This is a genomic window from Brevibacterium aurantiacum, assembly GCF_007558825.1.
Classification (GTDB): Bacteria; Actinomycetota; Actinomycetes; order Actinomycetales; family Brevibacteriaceae; genus Brevibacterium; species Brevibacterium aurantiacum_A.
This window is the reverse complement of sequence record NZ_VLTK01000005.1, coordinates 247480-266454: the sequence shown is the minus strand read 5'-3', so window position 1 is coordinate 266454 and position 18975 is coordinate 247480. Positions and strand designations below refer to the sequence as shown.

Genomic DNA, 18975 nt, shown 5'->3' with positions numbered 1-18975 from the left:
TGGTCCGACCCGAATCCGGTCCGTGTCCTGGTCTGTGACCTGGCTCATCGAGACCTGTCAGCAGAAGATGTAGTGTCGAAGAATGACGACTCAGCGAGCTTCCGATGTCATGGTCAAGGCCCTGGAGAACGAGGGAGTCGAGCGCATCTTCGGCATCCCCGGTGAGGAGAATATCGACTTTATCGATTCTCTGCGCCAGTCCTCGATCGAATTCGTCCTCACCCGCCACGAACAGGCTGCCGCGTTCATGGCAGCGACCTATGGGCGCCTGACCGGCAAGCCAGGAGTGTGTCTGACCACGCTCGGTCCCGGCGCGCTCAACTTAGCGACCGGCGCGGCGTACGCCCACCTCGGCGGGATGCCGGTGATCATGATCACCGGGCAGAAGGGGATCCGCACAGCCGAGCAGGCACGCTTCCAGATCGTCAATACGGTCGCGACGATGAAGCCGCTGACGAAGGACAGCCGACAGATCACCTCGGCGAAGATGATCCCCACCATGATCAGGGAGGCTTTCCGCGTTGCCCAGTCCGAACGGCCGGGCCCCGTCCATCTGGAACTCCCGGAGGACATCGCCGCGATGCCGCTGGAGCGCTGCGACCTTGTTCAACCGCACACCAATGGACGGGCGACTGCCAGCGACGATGCCATCGATGCCGCCGCCCAAGTGATCCGGAATGCCGAGCGGCCACTGCTCATGCTCGGCGCCGATGCCTCGCGCTCAGACTGCAGTGAGGCCCTGTCGAGATTTGTCTCTCGGGTGCGCATCCCCTATTTCACCACTCAGATGGGCAAGGGATCCGTGTCCGGCTCGTCCGATCTGTACATGGGCACCGCGGCCCTGACCAGCCGCGACTATGTCCACGATGCGATCGATAAGGCCGATGTCATCGTCACCATCGGACACGATACGACCGAGAAGCCTCCGTTCACGATGGACGAGAACGGACCGACCGTCGTCCACGTCGGCTACCGGGCAGCCGTCGTCGAGCAGGTCTACTTTCCGCAGGTCGAAACCATCGGTGACTTGGGCCCCAGCCTCGATCGACTCGCTGTGGAACTCGTCGGTCACGTGCCCAACGCCGGAGCACTGCTGCCGATGCGGGCCGGAATTCTGGAGAAGATCGAAGAAGGCACGACGGATGATCGCTTCATCCCACAGCGCATCGTCGCCGAGGTGCGCGCGGTCATGCCCATCGATGGAATCGTGGCGTTGGACAACGGCATGTATAAGATCTGGTTCGCCCGCAACTACCGCACCACCCGGGCCAACACCCTCCTCCTCGACAATGCGTTGGCGACGATGGGTGCCGGTCTCCCCTCTGCTATGGCCGCCAAACTGACCTACCCGGATCGCCGGGTCATGGCAGTCGTCGGCGACGGCGGATTCATGATGAACAGCCAGGAGATGGAGACCGCTGTCCGCCTCGGTCTCGACCTCGTGGTGCTCGTCCTCGAAGACAGCTCCTATGGCATGATCCGGTGGAAGCAGGCGGTGGACGGCATGCCCGACTACGGCCTGACGTTCGGCAATCCGGAGTTCGTCGCCTATGCCGAATCCTATGGTGCAACCGGGCACAGGCTGGAGAATGTCAGCGAGATGCACGATGTCCTCGAGTCGGCCTCCGCCGCCGGTGGAGTCCACCTCGTCGTCGTGCCCGTTGACTATTCGGAGAACCAGCGTGTGCTCATCGATGAGTTGGGTGACCGCGCGACTCAGGCGCTGGACGCACAGTAGGTCTGACTTCAGAGTCCAGCTGAACCGGCCGCACTATCCCTCTGACCTCGCGGCGCTGCGCGACGATCATCAAGACGCTGAGTGAAGTTTTCCCCGTTGCCTCGACGGGAAATACTGCCCCAGCGTAGAACGAGCGGATGCGAGACGCGCCGAGCGTGCCATCCTCGAGTTGGTCAGCCTGGGCCGCATGAGATCTCGTCACGAGCTCTTTAATCCGGACTCGCTGTGTGCAGTGGCGACGGGCGTTGCAGTCTCGTCACCGTTCACCCAGACCAGGCACCTCGATTCGAATCTCCTCGCGTTGAGGCTACGTAGCGTTGTCATTGCCCACTGGAAACTCAACTATGACACCCAGGAGAAATGATGACGACTCGCATCCGATCGAAAATAGCCGGCGTGGCTCTCGCGCTTGCCACTTCTGCAACCCTTTTCACTGCCGCTCCTGCGGCCGCCTCACCAACTTACAGTTGGGGCATCTCGGTCCCCGGTGCCAAGAGCAAGTGCCTGGCAGCCACAAACAAGAAGATCCACGAGATCAGAATGGATGGTGGATCCGTCGTCAAGAGTTCTATCTGCAAGTTCGCGCTTGGTAAAAACCCTTCCACGGGTAAGCCGGTCATCTACCATTCGACCAATCTCAGTTGGAAGCCCCGGTATTGATCGCACTCGCCGGTCGGCCTGCGTCAACACTGCGCGGGCCGTCCCCCAGCGATGATGGCCCGATCATTCGACCGTGATGCCGAGTTCGTGAGCGAAGAGTTCGGCGAAGAGCATCAGTTGTGTTTCATCAATGGTGGCTCCGCGCAATGAGTGGACTCCGGAGATCTTGTGCGGTTGCAGGCCCCGGAGGTCGACATTGCCCAATGTTGAGCCTTCGCACTGGAGCACTCCGACGGTGGAGCCGGGGAATGACACTCGGTTGACCTTGGCTCGGTCGAGGTCGATCTCGTCGATGACGCAGTCGCGAAATTCGACGTCGGTGAGTTTGGCGCCGCGTAGGTTGAGGTAGGAGATGCGGCAGTTGTTGACGGTCGTTTTCTCCCACACGCTGTCATGGAAGACTCCGGCGCCGATCCGTGTTCCAGAGATCTCGGTGTGGATGAAACTTCCCCGTGGCATCGTCCAGGTATCGGCACGAGAGTCTTCAATTTTCGAGCCTGAGAAACGCGCACCGGTGAGATCCGCCGGCTCCTCAGATGCACCGAAGTTCACCCTCGCCAGTGAACAGTCCAGGTATGTAGCCTGGGAGGATTCCACCTCAGCGAGGTTGAGATCCGTGAACTCCATGCCCTCGAGAAACTCTTCCGGAGTGATATCGCCGAGGTAGCCGGGCACCAGGTTCGTCAGTCTGATCTTCGGCGCGCGAGGAGCTTCAGTCGTCATGGCTTCAGCGTATCGGTCCGCCCTGACTCGAATCGGGCAGCCCACTGTACTTGATCGCTAGACTGGGCCCATGAAGCCACTGACGACAGTCTTGTCCCTGCCGGTCACCGACCCTCAGCGCACCGCCGACTTCTATCGAGACGGACTGGGCCTCGAAACAGAGGGCGTCGACGAAGGCATTGTCGCCTTCGAACTTCCGAATCTCTCGGTCTTCTTCATCGAATCAGAACAATACGACAGCTACCTCGAACTGTCGGGGCAGATCGCGGTTGACCGTCCCTCTCCCGGCGCCAGCATCATCTCCTGCGCCTTCGCAACACCGTCCGAGATCGATGACACCCTCACAAAGGCAGCAGCAGCTGGCGGATCCTCAGCACCGGCCAATGACATCGATGGGTCATATATGGGCTACTTCTCCGACCCGGACGGATACATCTGGGAACTGGTCGCCAATGAGCACACCGCAAAGTCTGCAGAGGCCCGATAGGGTCACATCCGCTGGTTCCGAGCACTCTCGTAGATGCACACGCTCGCGGCGGTCGCGAGGTTGAGGCTCTCGGCCTTGCCGTAGATGGGCACGGCGGCCGAGGCGTCGCAGAGTTCCAGGTCTTTCTCGCCCATCCCCCACGCTTCGTTGCCGAAGACCCAGGTGGTGCGAGCGGTCAGGTCGAGCCCTGAGTCCCAGGGGTGGTGAAGGTCGTGGGCATCGTCGTTGGCGTCTGCGGCGAGGACCTGGAGGCCACGGGCACGGGCCATTTCGGTCACCTCGGACAGTCCCACACCGGTGACCACAGGGATGTGGAACAGAGAACCGGCGGTCGACCGCACGGTCTTGTCATTGTAGATGTCGACGCTCGACGAGGTGAGCACTACTGCATCAGCGCCGGCGGCATCGGCCAGGCGGATGATCGTGCCGGCGTTGCCGGGATCTCGGACCTGTGAGAGGACGACGATGAGCTGAGCTTCTTTGTCGATGACCGAGTCAAGGGCCACATCGAGGTGTTCACACACGGCAACGACACCTTGTGAGTTCACGGTCGTCGCCAGTTCGGCGAGCACCTCGGGGGTCACGATGTTCCAGTCGATCTGTGCGCTCTTCACGGTCTCGACGAATTCGGGATGAACCTCGGCCGCCTCCTCGGTGATGAAGAGGTCGACGACAGCACCCTTGGGATCGATAGTCGAGCCCATCCACTCCGGTACACCAGGATTGTGCCCGTCAAGATCCTGCGAGACATGACGATCCAGAGCCTCTCGCACGGCCTGTGGCCCTTCGACGAGGAACTGGCCTGAGCTCTTGCGGCCGTGGCGCTTGAGCAGCTTGACGGCATTCTTGATCCGTTTCGACTGTGTGGAGGAGATGACGTCTGGAAGCTTCATGAAGTTTGTAGACCCGCGTTCTGGGAGTTCTGGAAGTGCTGAGGAGTTCTGGATGAGCTGAGACAAATTCAACGGCCCCGAACAAAGTAAGTTCGGGGCCGTTGAGAGTATGAGGACCGGCAGCTCAGGCTGCGGCGGTCTTAGCTGCGTTGACGTCAGCCGGAAGAGCTTCCTTAGCAACCTTGATCAGGTGCGCGAAGGTGGCTGAATCGTTGACGGCGAGCTCGGCGAGCATACGGCGGTCAACCTCGACGCCAGCGGCCTTGAGGCCCTGGATGAAGCGGTTGTAGGTCATGCCGTTGGCGCGAGCACCGGCGTTGATGCGCTGGATCCACAGGCGACGGAAGTCACCCTTGCGGGCGCGACGGTCACGGTAGCTGTAGACCAGCGAGTGGATGACCTGTTCTTTGGCCTTGCGGTACAGGCGCGAGCGCTGTCCACGGTAGCCCTTCGCCCGGTCAAGGATGACCCGACGCTTCTTGTGAGCGTTGACCGCTCTCTTAACACGTGCCACGTGTTACTCCTTCAAAATTAGTTCAACCGGCAGTGCCGGAGTCTGGTTCAAGCTATGGGAACCACGTGCGTGGTTGCCCGGGATGGAGACCCGAAGGGGTCTCACCTGCCCTTGAGCTTGCCCAGAAGCTTGCGGGCTTTGGCGCGATCTCCGCCGGTGAGGACCTGGTCCTCAGCAACGCGACGCTTACGGGCCGAGGACTTGCCCTCGAACTTGTGCTGGTTGTTCACGCCTTCACGCATGATCTTGCCAGTACCCGTCACACGCATGCGCTTCTTGGCGCTGCTGTTCGTCTTCTGCTTCGGCATCGAGCCGTTCTCCTTTGCATTTCGTTGTCGGTGGCGACCACCGCCAACTACTTCACACGCTGAAACCGTTCAGGCTTCAGCGAATCGGTACTTACTTCTCACGCGTCGGGCGCTGCGTGCTTCTCTGCAGCGACGCGATCGCGTCGGGATTTCACCTCGGCGACGTTGCCCTTGGCATCTGATGATGCCTTGCGGGCCTCGGCCTTGGCGTCGGATTTTGACTTAAGTGGACCAATGACCATCACCATATTGCGTCCGTCGACCCGTGGTGAGGATTCGACGGTGCCTAGGTCCGACACATCTTCGGCGAGGCGGTTGAGCAGCTTAATACCCATTTCGGGGCGCGACTGTTCACGTCCGCGGAACATGATCATGACTTTGACCTTGTCGCCACCGGCCAGGAAGCGGGTCACATGCCCCTTCTTGGTCTCGTAGTCGTGTTCATCGATCTTGAGACGGAAGCGGATCTCTTTCAGCGCAGTGTTCGCCTGGTTCTTGCGGGCTTCTCTGGCCTTCTGAGCAGATTCGTATTTGAATTTCCCGTAGTCCATGAGTTTGGCTACGGGAGGCTTCGCCTGCGGTGCTACCTCGACCAAGTCGAGATCTGCCTCACGGGCGAGGTCGAGTGCCTTGCGAATGGCAACGATACCGACCTGTTCACCGTTGGGTCCGACCAACCGGACCTCGGGAACCCGAATCCGGTCATTGATGCGCGTCTCGCTGATGTGTTCACTCCTTTTTAGCTCAAATGATGTCGTGGCAATAGAAAAGGCTCCCATTGACCACATGCCAAGGGAGCCTGCACACACATCAGAGCAACGGAATTGAAACCGCAGCACATCAAGTGAATACACCTCGATCTGAAAACTTCTGCCTCAGGTTTGCACCCGGGCTGTCGATCATCAGATCATTGGACCCGATCGCTCTACACGATCAAGGTGGGAGTCAGACCCCGCTTCGCACCACTATTCAGTGTACTACGCTTCATGACTCTTCGCACATCGAGGTCGATCGTGCAATCGTCGGGTCAATCATATGACAAGCTAGTCCCATGAGTTCTGAAAATTCTGTACCCGCCGAGGCGGTTGCCGATGTCACTCGTGATATCGCCGAAGTACCAGCCGTCGAGGTCATCACATCAGCAGCTGTGCACCTGATGTCCGCTGCCGCCGTCAAATGCGGACTGGCCGAGGACTCCCCCGAAGCTCCGGCAGCAGAGCTGCAGGACCTCGACGAGGCGCGCAAACTCATAACCGCCCTGGCCGGCCTGGTCACCGGAGCCGCCACCGTCATCGGCGACCACCATGCTCGCCCCCTGCGCGACGGTCTGCGCAGCCTCCAGCTGGCCTTCCGCGAAGCCTCGACGATTCAGGACGAGCCCGGACAGGGCCCCGGCGAGAAGTTCACCGGCCCCGTTCGCTGACACAAGCCTTGATGAGTGCCGGCAGTCTCGTCGTGCACCACTCGTGGTGACTCTCCTCATCCGCTGCGGCTCTCGACCATTGGTCGGGGGCCGCTTTAGTCATGTCAGTGCCGAGTGAGACCATCGTTCCATGCCTCCCGTTGAACTGCCGTACGTGAGTGCCAAGGAGTTACAGGACTACTTCGGTGCCACGTTCTACGAGCGCGGACGCAGCTACGCCAACAAGGGAATGGTCGGGCAGGCCAGCTGGGATCCAGACGCCATGACTCTTCGGGCGGATGTCTCAGGCACCGCGGCACACGGTTACACAAGCACTGTTCGGCTGGAGCGGCACGATCCCACAGCAAAATCGTTCACCGTGATCTCCTCTCTGTGCACCTGCCCTGTGGGCGGAGACTGCAAACACGTGGTGGCTGCGCTGATGGCGGCGTCGATCCGGCAGGTGGCACCTTTCGGTTCCACGGCGCTGCACGATCCTGAGCAGCGCCGCTCCCCTGACGAGGCCGACTGGCGCAGCGCCCACGTGCGCACTGCGCGCTCGAGCCCCCGAGGCCGGCCTCCTGATGGCAGCGACGTGTCGTCGCACAGTCGAAGAGAACCCGACTGGAAGTCGATTCTCTCCGGGTTCTCCTCCGACCGAGTCGACGATTCGGTATGGGCCTCCGGACCCGGGGGCACTTTGGTCGGCAGCGCACCGACTCGCCTTGCTCTCGGCTTCGAGATCTCCGAGCTGAGACGCACGGGCTTCGGGAACTTCGAAACCCATCCCACCAGACGATCCGAACTCACCGGTCGCACCGACCTCGTCGTGACCCTGCGACCCTTGATGGAAGGTGCGCGCCGCAATTGGATCAAGGGGAACGTGTCGTGGTCCAACATCGCCAACAACTCAAACACTCGTGCATTTGCACAGGGGCAGGCGGCCTGGTTCGCACAGCTCTACGGCCTGTCCGCCATCAGCTCGAATCACCTCATCACGAATGACGACTCGGTCGTCCTTGACTGGTTCACTTCGCCCTTGCTCTGGCATCTCTTCGATCAGGCGAGGTCGCTGGGTATCGAACTCGTCGGCACCAGCCGCGGACTCTCGATTCGCCGAGGCGAGGAAGGGTCGACCGAATGTGATGTGGTTGCGGTCTCGGACGGGCTCGAGGCCCGCTCCCTGGTCACGATTGACGATGTGTCGTTCGACCAGGGCTTCTGCGGCCCGATCGATGATCACGGCTTCTACGGCATCTCGACCTCCGACGGTATGTCCCTCGTTCTGGCTCCGACCGAGGAAAGAACGAATCGTGATGTGGTTCAGATGCTGCGTCGGTGGGAACCGATCACCATCACCGACGGCCAGATCCGTGACTTCTTCACTGATTTCTATCCCAAGCTCGCCTATGCCACCACCGTCGTCTCCTCCGACGATTCGGTGACCCTGCCTGTGCTCGTACCTCCCGATCTCGCACTCACCGTCACCCACGGTGACCATGGTGCGCACCTGACCTGGGAGTGGCATTATCACCACCCGGTGCAGACGTTCCCGGTCCGCCGTGGACCGCTGGCTGATCGCAACCGGAGCATCGAGCACGAAGACCGTGTGCTGGAGAAGCTGAGCACCACAGTTGCTGTAACCGCGATGCCGCTGACTCTGCCGAGCGAAGTTCGCCGGGCGGACACCGTGGGCCTCGACGGCCTGCAGACAGCAGTTTTCGTCGACAAACTGCTGCCGGCCCTGAGCGACATCGATCATCTCGAGGTGCATGAGGTCGGAGATCGTCCGGGCTATCGACAAGTCACCGATGCACCCCTGGTCGCAATGTCGACCGACGATGCCGAGGACAGCGACTGGTTCGACATCCGCTTTGACATCACGATCGCCGGACAGCAGGTGCGCTTCGCCGACCTGTTCGTCGCCTTGGATCAGGGTGCTGCGATGATCGTTCTGCCCGACGGTGCCTACTTCTCACTCGACGCACCCTTCTTCGACAAGTTTCGGCAGATGCTCGCCGACTCCGATGTCATCGCGGACTGGAAGCCGGAATCACCCCGCCTCTCCCGATATCACATGGATCTGTGGGCCGAATTCGACGAGCTCGTCGACGAATCTGCTGCCGCGGCCTCATGGCGGCGCTCGGTCGAAGCCCTCAGCCACCTCGGCGAGATTCCAACTCTCGACGTGCCCGAAGGAATCGAAGCCACACTGCGGCCCTACCAGCAGGAGGGATTCAGTTGGCTGGCAGCACTGTGGTCCAGCGGACTCGGCGGCATCCTGGCCGACGACATGGGCCTGGGCAAGACGCTGCAGGCGCTGAGCCTGTTCACTCACGTCAAGAACACGGACAAGAACGCCGCTCCCATCCTCGTCGTCGCGCCCACCTCGGTGATGTCGACCTGGCGAGCCGAGGCGGAGAAGTTCGCGCCGGGACTGCGAGTCGCCACGATCTCAGCCACAGAGAAGAAGCGGAAGACCACCCTGGCCGAAGAGATCGAGGAAGCGGACCTCGTCATCACCTCATACGCCATTCTGCGCCTCGACGCACTGGCCTTCAGGTCGATCGTGTGGGATACGTTCGTCCTCGATGAGGCACAGTTCGTCAAGAACAGGACCGCCAAGGTCCATACTGCGGCGAAGGCGATTCAGGCCCGGTTCCGCCTGGCCATCACCGGCACACCGATGGAGAACTCCCTGACCGACCTGTGGTCGCTGTATTCGATCACCTCACCAGGACTGCTTCCGGGCTTCGAGAAGTTCCGGCGCGAAATCGCCTCCCCCATCGAATCCGGCGAGGCCCCGGAGGGGATGGCTCTGCTGCGCCGGCGGATTCGACCGTTCATGAAGCGGCGGAGCAAAGAACTTGTCGCTGCCGACCTGCCACCGAAGCAGGAACAGATTCTCAGCGTCGAACTCAGCACCAAGCACAGGGAGCTGTACAACACGGTTCTGCAGAAGGAGAGGAAGAAGCTCCTCGGTCTCATCAACGACATGGATCGCAACCGCTTCGCGATCTTCCGTTCGCTGACACTCCTGCGGATGTTGGCCATCGACCCGTATCTCATCGATGCGAAATATGAAGGCATCGGGTCGAGCAAACTCAGCGCACTATTCTCCCACCTTGACGACATCGTTGCCGAGGGCCACCGGACCATCATCTTCAGCCAATTCACCTCGTTCCTCACCCGGGTCGGTGAACAGCTCGAGCATCGCAATATCAGTTACGCCTACCTCGACGGCTCCACGCGGAATCGCGGCGCAGTCATCGAGGATTTCAGGGCCGGGGACGCACCCGTCTTCCTCATCAGTCTCAAGGCAGGTGGGTTCGGTCTGACACTGACGGAGGCCGACTACGTCTTCCTCCTCGATCCCTGGTGGAACCCGGCGGTGGAGGCTCAGGCAGTCGACCGCGCACACCGAATCGGGCAGACGAAGAATGTCATGGTCTATCGGATGGTCTCGGAGAAGACGATCGAGGAGAAGGTGCTGGCGCTGCAGGAGAGGAAGGCGCAGCTCTTCGACTCCCTGGTCAATGAGGGTGAGGGATTCTCCTCAGCGATCACGGGTGAGGACATCCGCGGGCTGCTCGACGGGTAAGTGACTCGTCGTCACTGGTTCGTTCTCCGACTCAATACCCGAGCGTCGACACGAGTCCTTGCATCAGTTCGTCTTCGACCAGTTCGATCCCGGGGCCGAACTGTCCGAATCGCAGGGCGTTGATGAGGCCGATGATCGCAGCCCACACGGTCACAGTGCGCATGATCACCTGATCGTCTGGCTCCAGTCCCAGTTCTCGCAGTCCTTCACGCAGCACGTCCAGTGCATGAGCCGGCGGTACCTGAGTGTTGGGAGTCTGATGCACAGAGGACTGTGAGAGCAGGGTCGTCAGCGTCACCATGATCCTGGTCCCAGGAATCACGGTCTCGTCCCGCGGTGCCTGGTAGTCGGGGACGGGCGTGCCATAGATGAGCGCCCACCGGTTGGGATGCCTGCGCGACCACGCCAGCATCGTCACACCGACGGTGAGAACAGATGTGTTGTGTTCGAGGGCTTCGTCCACGTCATCGGCGATCGAGGTGAATGCGTCGCGGATGAGTATGGTCAGCAGTTCGTCGCGGTTCTTCACGTACCGATAGATGGCGCTTGAGACGATTCCGAGTTCCCGTGCGATGGCCCGAAGCGAGACTCCGTCGAGACCGTCGTCATCAAGCATTCGATTCCCGATCCGGGTGATCTGCGCTTCGGTTTCCAGCCGGGCCCGCTGGCGCGGAGTCGAGTTCGTCATGCCTCAACCCTAGAACGAGAGAGCAAAGATTACAATAGTGAGCACTGCTCTTGAATTGGCGCGCGCGGCGGCCTATTCTGAGTTCAGAGAGCAGTGCTCTCGTTCACCGAAGGACTCGACGGTCCGCACGGCATCACGACATCACGAAACTGCGAAGGACAACCACCATGAAATCAGCACTCGTCATCGGCTATGGACAGATCGGCAGCGAGATCGCCTCCCAACTCACGGCAGCAGGAGTACACGTTGCAGTCGCAACCCGTTCGGCTCCAGCCGCTGTCCCGGTTACCGCCGCAGCCGGCCAAGGATCGACAGCGCCCGCCGACGCCGATCACACCAATGGAGCCGACCGGCCCAATCGAGCCAACGGAGCCAACCGTGCCACAATCGCCCGTGTTCAGGCAGACGCATCAGACCCCGAGCAACTGCTCAAGGCCGCCGCAGGCAGCGATGTCATCTTCGCCTGCGTTCATGCTCCCTACGACAGCCGAGTCTGGGCACAGGTTCTGCCACAGCTGGAGAAGACGATCATGGATGCCGCCGCGGAACTCGGCATTCCGGTGATCTTCCCCGAATCGGTCTACGCCTTCGCCGGCCTCCCCAGCTCGGTAACGGAGTCCTCTCCGTTTGCACCGGTCGAGGAGAAGGGACGGATCAGGCAGCAGCTCATGGAGGCGAGGCTGGAACACCCGGCCACCTCGGCGAGCGTCGTTGCCGGGGATCTGCTCGGTACGACCGCACAGCCGCAGACGTCGGTAGTGCGGATGTGCATCACCGCTCCGATCTCCAAAGGGCGTCGGGCCATAGTGCCCGCACGCTCCGATGTCGCTCACGGCATCACCGTGATCGAAGACCTCGCTGCCTTGATGATCCGTGCGGCACAGCTGCTCGAAGACGTCCCCGCGGGGACGCATCGCCTGCTCATCGCTCCCTCGTCGAATCCGACCCTCGGCGAGATCGCGGAGTTCACTCACGAGCATCTGGGCACCAGGCCGAGAAGACCTCTCTCGCTCCCCCGCTGGACGACTCGCGTCGCCGGGATCTTCGAACGCTCGATGTACGAACTCAACCAGCTCGCCCCGATCTGGTACTCCCCCTGCGTCATCGAGTCAGGGGCATTCGCTGAGGATCTCGGCACGACCAACTGGCGCGAAGGCGTGAGGCAGATGCTGTGAAGCCACCCCGGCGCGGGCCGTGGTGCGCACCGAGCTCCCACGGTCCGGCCCTCCCTATCGTCCTATTTGAGGAAGATGCCGTTGCCGGGACCCAGGGGCAGGTCGAAGAAGAACCAGATCGCCAACAGCGCCGCCCATGCCAACCAGAAGGGGATGACGAAGGGGAACATCCGCGAGATGATCGTCCCGAGCCCGGCATTGGGTTCATACCGGCGCACGAGTCCCAGCAGCACGATCATGTATGGGTTGAGCGGGGTGATGACCTGGGTGGCCGAGTCACCGACGCGGAACCCGGCTTGGATGAAGGCCGGCTCATAGCCGAGCAGCGCGAACAGCGGGACGAACACCGCGGCCATGAGCGTCCACATCGATGAACCGGAGACGATGAAGAGGTTGAGCACGCTGGCCAGCAGCATGAAGCCGAGGATCGCTGCGAATCCGGTGAGTCCGATGGCTTCGAGACCGGAGGCGCCGGCAACCGCGATCCACGATCCGATCCCCGTCCAGTTGAACAGGGCGATGAACTGGCCGAGGATGAACGCGAGGATGAGAAAGGACATCATGTCGATGATCGATTGGCTCATCATCCTCACCAGGTCGTTCATCGACCGCACGGTACGCACGACGAAGCCGTAGACCACGCCCATGAGCATGAAGTAGGCGAAGACGATGAAGACGATCGACGACAGCAGGGGCGACTTCGGCAGGAAGCCGCCGTCCTCGTTGCGCCACGGCGAATCGGGGACGAGCACGGCGACGAGCACCACCGCCGTTAGCAGCAGCGCGGAGCCCACGGCCCACAGCAGCCCCTTCTTCTCCTCAGGCTCCAGTTCGGCCGTGACCTCCTTCTGAGATTCCTCGACCTCTTCAGCAGACACCGAGTTCTCGCCAAATGGGTTGTCCTTCGCCTGGTATTCCTTGGCCAGGCCTGAACCCTTGGCATCCGCGTATTCGCGCGGAACGCCCTTTCGAACCATGTTCGGTTCGATGAGCTTGTCGATGATGAAACCGGCGATGACCGCCAGCACGATCGAGGCGACGATATTGAAGAAGTAGTTCGACACCGGATTGACGGCCGTATAGTCAGTGTCGGGCAACGTCCCCATCACCGAGGTGGTGATGCCGGCGAACAGTGCATCGAGGCTCGTCGGCACGATCGAGGTCGAATACCCGGCCCCGGTGGCGGCGAATCCGCCGATGAGCCCGGCCATCGGGTGCCGCCCGGCAGCCTTGAACACGAGCGCAGCCAGGGGCGGGATGATGATGAAGGCCGAGTCGGCCATGATCGACCCGACGACGCCGACGAATCCGACGGCGTAGGGCAGCAGCCAACGGGGGCTCTTGCCGAAGGCGATCCGCACGGCCGCAGCGAGCATCCCCGACTTCTCGGCCACGCCCACCGCCAGGAGGATCGGCAGTACGGTGGCCAAGGGTGGGAACCCGATGTAGTTGTCGCCCATCGTCGTCGTCAGCCACGACATGCCTTCCCCGGTGAAGAGTCCCTTGATCGCCACGGTCTCATCGCTGCCGGGAATCTCAACCGACACGTCGGCTATGGCCATGCCGGTTGAGATCGCTCCTGTGATGAGGAACAGACCGAGGAAGAGGGTGAACGGCTCAGGCAGTTTGTTCCCCAGGCGTTCGATCCCGTCCAGCAGGCGCTGGCCGATACCGACTTTCGCTGTCGTCGTCGTTGACATGTGACTTCCTTCTCTTCGATGGTCGCGATCCGAGCCGAATCCCTGGTCTCGCCCGCTTCGCAGCGTTATCCAAATCGTCCTGGGCCTTCGAGACGCCCAGCAGGTGTCGTCTTGAAGCCGATCTGTCTCTAGTTGAAGTAGTTCTCCACGTCCACCGCTCCTCCGTCACGCTCGAATTCCGCATCCACCTCGGCGGCCAGCGCATCGTCGACGAGGAAGTCCAATGCAGTACACGCCAGGCCATACCCGGCGTCGTGAGCGGCGTCTTCAGCAGCAGGTGTAATCGAGGCTGCCGCGAACTCGCGGGTGTGCAGCGCCACCTCGGCGTCGGCGGTCTTGATGAGTGGGTGGATGCCCGGTATCCGGTAGGAGACATTGCCGAAGTCGGTCGATGCTGCGATCGACTCATCGAGCACTCCGCCTGGTAGCGGTGTTCGACCCTGCGTCTCCTCGTGAACGGCCCATCGCTGGGTCAGCGCGGAGTTCGAGCGCACCGGCAGCGAGGGCGGATGCTCATCCCATGTCACGTCGACCCCGGTTCCGGTCATGAGCGCCGCTCCCTTCGCAGCGTCCTCGACGCGCTCCGAGAGCTCCTTGAGGGTCGCTGGGAACTTCGACCGCACATAGCACTGAACGGTGGCCGATTCGGTGATGATCGAGGGTCTGGTCCCGCCTTCGGCGACGACGGCGTGCAGTCGAGAGATCGGCGGCATCTGCTGACGGATGAGCCCCAGCCCTTGGTAGAAGAGATTGGCGGCGTCGAGTGCGTTGCGGCCCATGAACGGCTGCGCCGAGGCGTGGGCGGCGACTCCCGTATAGGTGACCTCCAGCAGCCGCCTGCCCAACCACACCTGATCCGCGCAGTCGTACCCGTAGCCGTGGACCATGATGGCCGCGTCGATGCCGTCGAAGGCACCCTGGCGAGCCATGACCTCCTTGCCCGAATGCCCCTCCTCCGCGGGTGTGCCCAGCAGCACCACCGTGCCGGGAACGGCACCAGGATCCTGTTCGAAGAGGGAGTGCAGGGCCAGGAATGCTCCCACCGCCGAGGTGGCGATGAGGTTGTGCCCGCATGCATGGCCGATCTCGGGCAAGGCGTCGTATTCAGCGAGGATCGCGATCGTACGTCCCTGCCCGGAACCTGTGGTGGCCCGCAGGGTGGTCTCGACGCCGAAGAGCCCGGTCTCGACCTCGATTCCACGATCACGCAGCACTGCGGCGATGGCGGCGACGGATTCGTGTTCGTCGTAGGCGGTCTCTGCCAGGGAATGGATCGTGTGGAGCAGTCCGTCGAGTTCCGGCTTCGCCTCCGCAAGCCCGGCTGCGATGCTCGCTGCACTCGTTTCGGGCGCTCCGGAGAACCCTGAGGTCCATGCTCCCACCTGTTCGGCGCGGGCACGGGTCTCGGCAGCGATCTCGTCGACGTAGCTCTCGTCGGGGACGGTGGGTCGACTCAGATCGCGCATCGGGTTCATGGGGACCAAGCATAGAAGATGAGCGGCAAGCGCACATGCCCTTTCCCGCTATCTGGTACCCGGCCGAACAGCACGGGCGTGTCGACGCGAACGCTCAGGACTCGGCGAGCTGGAGCGCCATCGAATCCACGCTCTCGACGATGGTCTCATCGGCGGCCAGAGCCGCCTGGAACCGTTTCATCTCCTCGGCCGGCACTTGGGAGCGCACACCCAGCCTGATGCCGACCTCCGGCCCCTCGACGTGGACTCGAGCACTGCCGGGGCTGAGACTGATCTGAGCCACCCACGGAAACTGTTCGGCGATGGCGACGAGCGCCTGCCCCACCTCGGCGTCGGCCCAGGCCGGGGTCCACTCACGGCCCTGAACGAACGCGAACATCGCGGGGCGACGCAGCAGGAACGAGGTCTCGGCACCCGGGTCGAGGACGACGAGCTGAGAATCGGCTTCGATCGCCCCGAGGACGAGCCGCTCCGATTCGATCGGCACGGGCCGAGCGTCGCGATGCCATGCTGTCAGCGGAGGGATCGAGCAGAATCCTGGGGTGCACTCGCGTCCGTCCTCGGCCTGCAGCCGGACCATGGCCATCTCTGAGGAGTTGTCGACCATCAGCCCGTTCTCGCCGACCTCCTGGTCGACAGCCATCGGAACGATCGGGGCATAGAGACGCGCCTCCGACAGGGCGGTGACGACGTTGCGGTGCAGACTCGGATCCAGGGGCTCCCGGCTCACCATGGTGAGGGCCTCGAGGAGCCCGGCATCGGCCAGTCCCGAATCACCCGAGAACGGATTCGGGCGCAGATCGCGCCCCGACCATGACACTCCTGCCGAGTCGGACCGGCCGGGGCCTTGTTGCCGGTCAGGCGGCTGGGACTGGTCGTCCGAATCCGATGCCAATTCTTCAGCCTCCAGCGACTTCGAGGGCTTCTTCCAAAGTGAACTTCCCGGCGTAGAGGGCCTTACCCACGATCGCCGAGTCCACGCCGAAGGGAACCAGCTCGCGCAGGTTCCGCAGATCGTCGAGGCTGGAGACTCCACCCGAGGCCACGATCGGCTTATCCGTCTTCTCTGCCAGAGACTTCAGCAGCTCCACATTGGGTCCCTGCAGCGTGCCGTCCTTGCGGACATCGGTGACGACATAGCGGGCGCAGCCTGCCTTCTCAAGAGTCGAGAGAACCTCGTAGAGGTCTCCCCCGTCCTTGGTCCAGCCGCGGGCCGCGAGAGTTGTTCCGCGCACATCGAGACCGATGGCGACCTGATCGCCGAAACGAGAGATCATGTCGGCGGTCCATTCCGGGTTCTCCAACGCGGCAGTGCCGATGTTCACCCGCTCGGCACCGGTGTCCAGTGCGCGCTCGAGGCTCTCGGTGTCGCGGATGCCGCCGGAGAGTTCGACCTTGATGCCGACAGCCTTGACGACCTGGTTGAGCAGATCCGAATTCGATCCGCGACCGAATGCGGCGTCGAGGTCAACGAGGTGGATCCACTCCGCTCCACGGCTTTCGAAATCCTGGGCCGCGTCGATGGGAGAACCGTAATCTGTCTCCGTGCCGGCTTCGCCCTGGACGAGGCGGACGGCTTTGCCATCGGCGACGTCAACGGCGGGAAGGAGGACCAACTTGTTGGGGGTTTGAGTCATTGTGACCTTTCTCAAGAGGCTGTCGAGACTGATGTGAACAGATTGGAGCAGGTGAAACCGGAGGGTTCGGACAATCCTAGTGGGCAGTCGCGCCCGCTCCGGGGAACGTGCCGAGCCAGTTGCGCAGCAGACGCGCGCCCGCATCGGAAGACTTCTCGGGGTGGAACTGGGCTGCCCAGGTGGTGCCGTCTTCGACGGCAGCGATGAAGCTGCTGCCATGGGTCGCTGTGGTCACCATGGTGTTCGGTGGAGTGTCGGCTGCTGCATAGGAGTGGACGAAGTAGAAACGTTCCTCGGCCACACCGTCGAACATCCGTGAGGACTTCGGTGCGCTGACCTGCGACCATCCCATGTGTGGAACGACCGGAGCCTCGAGTGCGGTGACGGCGCCGGGCCACAGTCCGATGCCTTCCGTCTTCACTCCGTGCTCCTCTCCGCGGGCGAAGAAGACCTGCAGCCCCACGCAGATGCCGAGCAGAGGCCGCTGGCTCTCGTGCCACGAGCGGATGAGATCATCCCCGCCGACTCGCTTCAGTCCGGCCATCACTGCCGAATAGGCGCCGACGCCGGGAACGAGCAATCCGTCTGCGTCATCGATGATGGCACGGTCTGCTGTGAGCACGGCTTCGGCACCGGCCGCTTCCACCGCGCGGACAGCTGAGCGGACGTTTCCTGCCCCGTAGTCGAGGACAGCCACCGTGCTCATTTCTTCGCTCCCTTGGTCAGGACGCTGTAGATCCTCCACAGGGAGAAGCCGAGGACGATCGCGCCGAAGGCGGCCACCACCCAGGCCATGGTGTTCCCGCTGAGCCCGATCGTGATGCCGAAAGCGGTGATGAGTCCAGCGAGCACTGCCACGACGATCCACAGCAGTGCCGTCCGGGCCACGGCGGCCCGGCCAGGAGACATCGTGGCGGCACTGGCCTGCAGCTTCGTCATGGAAGAGGTGGGGATGTTGCCCTCCACGTCGTCGGCTGATCTGATCTCGAGCAGCAGCTGTTCGAGGACGTCTGGAAGGTTCTTCAGCGCCAGACCTGCAGGAACATCCGATTCGCGGGCACCGTGGCGGAAGTGACCGGCATCGATCTGCTCCTCACTGCGGACCAGGAGGAGGACCTCATGTTTGCCGGAGAGTTTCGAGATCGCCGCGGCCGCCTCGTTGCCCGCCTGGACATCGGTGTCGGCCAAGACGATCCCGGTGAAGTCTCCGATGGGAACAATCGTTCCCTTGATGTTCGACAGTACGCATGCAGCGGCCAGCTGCTCGGCAACTCCGAACGGCGTCACGATGACGGTGGTGCTCACAGGACTCCCTTCGTGCTGGGTACCGAGCTGTTGCGCTCATCGGGTTCGACTGCCTCACGCAGAGCGCGGGCGAAGGCTTTGAACTCGGCTTCGGCGATGTGGTGCGGATCCCGGCCGCGCAGCAGGTCGAGGTGCACGGTGAGACCGGCGTGGAAGGCAATCGACTCGAGGGAGTGCGAAGTCATCGACCCTGTGAAATGTCCGCCGATGAGGTGGTACTGCTGGCCCTCGGGTTCTCCTTCGTGCACGAAGTACGGGCGACCGGCCACGTCGACGACGCAGCGGGCCAGAGCCTCGTCCAGTGGAACGGCGGCCAGCCCGTAGCGGCGGATGCCGGACTTGTCGCCCAGCGCTTCGCTCAATGCTTGGCCCAGGACGATCGAGGTGTCCTCAACCGTGTGGTGGACGTCGATGTGTGTATCGCCGTCGGCCTTGATCTCCATGTCGATGAGTGAGTGCTTCGACAGTGCTGTGAGCATGTGGTCGAAGAAGGGAACACTCGTCGAGATGTCGGACTGACCGGTTCCGTCGAGGTTGATGGATACGGTGACCGAGGATTCCGAGGTCGTACGGGAGCGTTGTGCCTGCCTCATGAATGGCCTTTCGTAGGAAGGGTGTGTGCCGCCTGAGGACCATTGTCCCCTGACTCGAGCGAAGTGGTGTGCCTCA

The 18975-nt window shown here is 62.3% G+C and carries 19 protein-coding genes; 6 read left to right on the top strand and 13 right to left on the bottom strand.

Annotation, left to right across the window (positions count from 1 at the left end):
• The first annotated feature begins 82 nt into the window (after positions 1–82).
• A complete protein-coding gene (locus tag FO013_RS10985) occupies positions 83–1738 on the top strand; it encodes an acetolactate synthase large subunit (protein WP_143922576.1) in 1656 nt (551 codons plus the stop codon).
• Between the two features lie 360 nt (positions 1739–2098).
• Entirely contained in the window at positions 2099–2398 is a 300-nt protein-coding gene (locus FO013_RS10980) for a hypothetical protein (RefSeq protein WP_143922575.1), read from the top strand.
• 63 nt (positions 2399–2461) lie between these two features.
• Here the strand turns inward: FO013_RS10980 and FO013_RS10975 are convergent, their stop codons facing one another.
• Positions 2462–3121, bottom strand: coding sequence for a pentapeptide repeat-containing protein (locus FO013_RS10975; protein WP_143922574.1), 660 nt, complete (start codon positions 3119–3121; stop codon positions 2462–2464).
• A gap of 70 nt (positions 3122–3191) precedes the next feature.
• Between FO013_RS10975 and FO013_RS10970 the strand changes: the two genes are divergently transcribed.
• Positions 3192–3608: a VOC family protein gene (locus tag FO013_RS10970; protein ID WP_143922573.1), complete on the top strand. Its 417-nt coding sequence runs from the start codon at positions 3192–3194 to the stop codon at positions 3606–3608.
• A gap of 2 nt (positions 3609–3610) precedes the next feature.
• On the opposite strand, the gene FO013_RS10965 is transcribed toward FO013_RS10970, so the two are convergent.
• From FO013_RS10965 to infC, 4 genes are all read right to left on the bottom strand, one after another.
• Positions 3611–4501 carry a TrmH family RNA methyltransferase gene (locus FO013_RS10965; protein WP_143922572.1) on the bottom strand — a complete coding sequence of 297 codons (891 nt, stop codon included), beginning with the start codon at positions 4499–4501 and terminating at the stop codon, positions 3611–3613.
• Between the two features lie 124 nt (positions 4502–4625).
• Positions 4626–5015 carry a 50S ribosomal protein L20 gene (gene rplT, locus FO013_RS10960; RefSeq protein ID WP_096157223.1) on the bottom strand — a complete coding sequence of 130 codons (390 nt, stop codon included), beginning with the start codon at positions 5013–5015 and terminating at the stop codon, positions 4626–4628.
• Positions 5016–5116: 101 nt separating this feature from the next.
• On the bottom strand, positions 5117–5323 hold the full coding sequence (rpmI, locus tag FO013_RS10955) for a 50S ribosomal protein L35 (protein ID WP_009885053.1): 207 nt from the start codon (positions 5321–5323) through the stop codon (positions 5117–5119).
• A 98-nt stretch (positions 5324–5421) separates the two neighbouring features.
• On the bottom strand, positions 5422–6102 hold the full coding sequence (infC, locus tag FO013_RS10950) for a translation initiation factor IF-3 (protein WP_143922571.1): 681 nt from the start codon (positions 6100–6102) through the stop codon (positions 5422–5424).
• Between the two features lie 272 nt (positions 6103–6374).
• Between infC and FO013_RS10945 the strand changes: the two genes are divergently transcribed.
• Both FO013_RS10945 and FO013_RS10940 read left to right on the top strand, forming a co-directional pair.
• Positions 6375–6746 carry a DUF1844 domain-containing protein gene (locus tag FO013_RS10945; protein ID WP_143922570.1) on the top strand — a complete coding sequence of 124 codons (372 nt, stop codon included), beginning with the start codon at positions 6375–6377 and terminating at the stop codon, positions 6744–6746.
• A gap of 130 nt (positions 6747–6876) precedes the next feature.
• A complete protein-coding gene (locus tag FO013_RS10940; RefSeq protein ID WP_143922569.1) occupies positions 6877–10326 on the top strand; it encodes a DEAD/DEAH box helicase in 3450 nt (1149 codons plus the stop codon).
• Between the two features lie 31 nt (positions 10327–10357).
• On the opposite strand, the gene FO013_RS10935 is transcribed toward FO013_RS10940, so the two are convergent.
• Positions 10358–11014 carry a TetR/AcrR family transcriptional regulator gene (locus FO013_RS10935; RefSeq protein WP_143922568.1) on the bottom strand — a complete coding sequence of 219 codons (657 nt, stop codon included), beginning with the start codon at positions 11012–11014 and terminating at the stop codon, positions 10358–10360.
• Between the two features lie 167 nt (positions 11015–11181).
• Here FO013_RS10935 and FO013_RS10930 point away from each other — a divergent pair, with 167 nt between their 5' ends.
• Complete coding sequence (locus FO013_RS10930) at positions 11182–12189, top strand: NmrA family NAD(P)-binding protein (RefSeq protein ID WP_143922567.1); 1008 nt, start codon at positions 11182–11184, stop codon at positions 12187–12189.
• A gap of 62 nt (positions 12190–12251) precedes the next feature.
• Here FO013_RS10930 and FO013_RS10925 read toward each other — a convergent pair whose 3' ends face one another.
• The 7 genes from FO013_RS10925 to hisB all read right to left on the bottom strand — a co-directional run bounded on the left by FO013_RS10925 (position 12252) and on the right by hisB (position 18899).
• Entirely contained in the window at positions 12252–13889 is a 1638-nt protein-coding gene (locus FO013_RS10925; protein ID WP_143922566.1) for an AbgT family transporter, read from the bottom strand.
• Positions 13890–14017: 128 nt separating this feature from the next.
• Positions 14018–15364, bottom strand: a complete 1347-nt coding sequence (locus tag FO013_RS10920; RefSeq protein ID WP_143922565.1) for a M20 family metallopeptidase — start codon at positions 15362–15364, stop codon at positions 14018–14020.
• Between the two features lie 94 nt (positions 15365–15458).
• Complete coding sequence (locus FO013_RS10915) at positions 15459–16259, bottom strand: SseB family protein (protein ID WP_143922564.1); 801 nt, start codon at positions 16257–16259, stop codon at positions 15459–15461.
• A 4-nt stretch (positions 16260–16263) separates the two neighbouring features.
• The gene (gene priA, locus FO013_RS10910) at positions 16264–17001 is read right to left on the bottom strand and encodes a bifunctional 1-(5-phosphoribosyl)-5-((5-phosphoribosylamino)methylideneamino)imidazole-4-carboxamide isomerase/phosphoribosylanthranilate isomerase PriA (protein WP_143922563.1); all 738 of its coding nucleotides are present in this window, start codon (positions 16999–17001) and stop codon (positions 16264–16266) included.
• A 76-nt stretch (positions 17002–17077) separates the two neighbouring features.
• On the bottom strand, positions 17078–17707 hold the full coding sequence (gene hisH / locus FO013_RS10905) for an imidazole glycerol phosphate synthase subunit HisH (RefSeq protein WP_143922562.1): 630 nt from the start codon (positions 17705–17707) through the stop codon (positions 17078–17080).
• Positions 17704–18306: a hypothetical protein gene (locus FO013_RS10900; RefSeq protein WP_143922561.1), complete on the bottom strand. Its 603-nt coding sequence runs from the start codon at positions 18304–18306 to the stop codon at positions 17704–17706. Before FO013_RS10900 ends, hisH begins: the two co-directional genes overlap by 4 nt.
• Entirely contained in the window at positions 18303–18899 is a 597-nt protein-coding gene (gene hisB, locus FO013_RS10895; RefSeq protein WP_143922560.1) for an imidazoleglycerol-phosphate dehydratase HisB, read from the bottom strand. The genes FO013_RS10900 and hisB overlap by 4 nt, the downstream gene beginning before the upstream one ends.
• Positions 18900–18975: the final 76 nt, after the last annotated feature.

Bases quoted from the DNA above. Each gene is read 5' to 3' on its own strand.
- FO013_RS10985 (WP_143922576.1), top strand. From the start codon at position 83: ATGACGACTCAGCGAGCTTCCGATGTCATGGTCAAGGCCCTGGAGAAC.
- FO013_RS10980 (WP_143922575.1), top strand. From the start codon at position 2,099: ATGATGACGACTCGCATCCGATCGAAAATAGCCGGCGTGGCTCTCGCG.
- FO013_RS10975 (WP_143922574.1), bottom strand. From the start codon at position 3,121: ATGACGACTGAAGCTCCTCGCGCGCCGAAGATCAGACTGACGAACCTG.
- FO013_RS10970 (WP_143922573.1), top strand. From the start codon at position 3,192: ATGAAGCCACTGACGACAGTCTTGTCCCTGCCGGTCACCGACCCTCAG.
- FO013_RS10965 (WP_143922572.1), bottom strand. From the start codon at position 4,501: ATGAAGCTTCCAGACGTCATCTCCTCCACACAGTCGAAACGGATCAAG.
- rpmI (WP_009885053.1), bottom strand. From the start codon at position 5,323: ATGCCGAAGCAGAAGACGAACAGCAGCGCCAAGAAGCGCATGCGTGTG.
- infC (WP_143922571.1), bottom strand. From the start codon at position 6,102: ATGGGAGCCTTTTCTATTGCCACGACATCATTTGAGCTAAAAAGGAGT.
- FO013_RS10945 (WP_143922570.1), top strand. From the start codon at position 6,375: ATGAGTTCTGAAAATTCTGTACCCGCCGAGGCGGTTGCCGATGTCACT.
- FO013_RS10940 (WP_143922569.1), top strand. From the start codon at position 6,877: ATGCCTCCCGTTGAACTGCCGTACGTGAGTGCCAAGGAGTTACAGGAC.
- FO013_RS10935 (WP_143922568.1), bottom strand. From the start codon at position 11,014: ATGACGAACTCGACTCCGCGCCAGCGGGCCCGGCTGGAAACCGAAGCG.
- FO013_RS10930 (WP_143922567.1), top strand. From the start codon at position 11,182: ATGAAATCAGCACTCGTCATCGGCTATGGACAGATCGGCAGCGAGATC.
- FO013_RS10925 (WP_143922566.1), bottom strand. From the start codon at position 13,889: ATGTCAACGACGACGACAGCGAAAGTCGGTATCGGCCAGCGCCTGCTG.
- FO013_RS10920 (WP_143922565.1), bottom strand. From the start codon at position 15,364: ATGAACCCGATGCGCGATCTGAGTCGACCCACCGTCCCCGACGAGAGC.
- priA (WP_143922563.1), bottom strand. From the start codon at position 17,001: ATGACTCAAACCCCCAACAAGTTGGTCCTCCTTCCCGCCGTTGACGTC.
- hisH (WP_143922562.1), bottom strand. From the start codon at position 17,707: ATGAGCACGGTGGCTGTCCTCGACTACGGGGCAGGAAACGTCCGCTCA.
- hisB (WP_143922560.1), bottom strand. From the start codon at position 18,899: ATGAGGCAGGCACAACGCTCCCGTACGACCTCGGAATCCTCGGTCACC.